Origin of the sequence: Leisingera sp. McT4-56, from assembly GCF_020514995.1 — a bacterium.
GTDB lineage: Bacteria > Pseudomonadota > Alphaproteobacteria > Rhodobacterales > Rhodobacteraceae > Leisingera > Leisingera aquaemixtae_A.
Genome location: NZ_JAJALF010000068.1, coordinates 1 through 1,140 on the forward strand (window position 1 = coordinate 1; position 1,140 = coordinate 1,140).

At 63.4% G+C, this 1,140-nt stretch carries 1 protein-coding gene; it reads right to left on the reverse strand.

Annotated features, from left to right (window positions below):
• Nucleotides 1-6: 6 nt before the first annotated feature.
• On the reverse strand, nucleotides 7-1,140 hold a 1,134-nt coding region (gene tuf / locus LHL23_RS23430), incomplete at its 5' end, for an elongation factor Tu (protein ID WP_226431763.1).

Below are 1,140 nucleotides of genomic sequence, written 5' to 3' on the forward strand. Positions count from 1 at the left end.
CGCGAATTACTCGATGATCTTCGACACGACGCCGGCGCCGACGGTGCGGCCGCCTTCGCGGATGGCGAAGCGCAGGCCGTCTTCCATCGCGATCGGCGCGATCAGCTCAACCGAGAACTTCAGGTTGTCGCCCGGCATCACCATCTCGGTGCCTTCCGGCAGGGTCACGGTGCCGGTCACGTCGGTGGTGCGGAAGTAGAACTGCGGACGGTAGTTCGCGAAGAACGGGGTGTGGCGGCCGCCTTCTTCCTTGGTCAGGATGTAGGCTTCGGCTTCGAACTTGGTGTGCGGGGTCACGGAACCCGGCTTGCACAGCACCTGGCCGCGCTCAACACCGTCACGGTCCACACCGCGCAGCAGGGCGCCGATGTTGTCGCCTGCTTCACCGCGGTCCAGCAGCTTGCGGAACATTTCCACGCCGGTGCAGGTGGTTTTCTTGGTGTCGTGGATGCCGACGATTTCGATCTCGTCGCCGACGTTGATCACACCGCGCTCTACGCGGCCGGTCACAACGGTGCCGCGGCCGGAGATCGAGAACACGTCTTCGATCGGCATCAGGAACGGCTGGTCAACCGCACGCTCGGGGGTCGGGATGTACTCGTCCACGGCCGCCATCAGCTCTTTGATCTTGTTTTCGCCGATTTCCGGGTCGCGGCCTTCCATCGCCGCCAGAGCGGAACCTGCAACGATCGGGATATCGTCGCCCGGGAACTCGTAGGAGGACAGCAGCTCGCGGATTTCCATTTCGACGAGCTCCAGCAGCTCTTCGTCGTCGACCTGGTCAACCTTGTTCATGAACACGACCAGCGCAGGCACGCCAACCTGGCGGGCCAGCAGGATGTGCTCGCGGGTCTGCGGCATCGGGCCGTCAGCTGCGTTCACAACCAGGATCGCGCCGTCCATCTGGGCCGCGCCGGTGATCATGTTCTTGACGTAGTCGGCGTGGCCGGGGCAGTCGACGTGCGCATAGTGGCGGGCGTCGGTTTCATATTCCACGTGCGCGGTGGAGATGGTGATGCCGCGGGCTTTTTCTTCCGGTGCGCCGTCGATCTGGTCGTAGGCTTTGAAGTCACCGAAGTATTTGGTGATAGCCGCGGTCAGAGTGGTCTTGCCGTGGTCAACGTGGCCAACGGTGCCGAT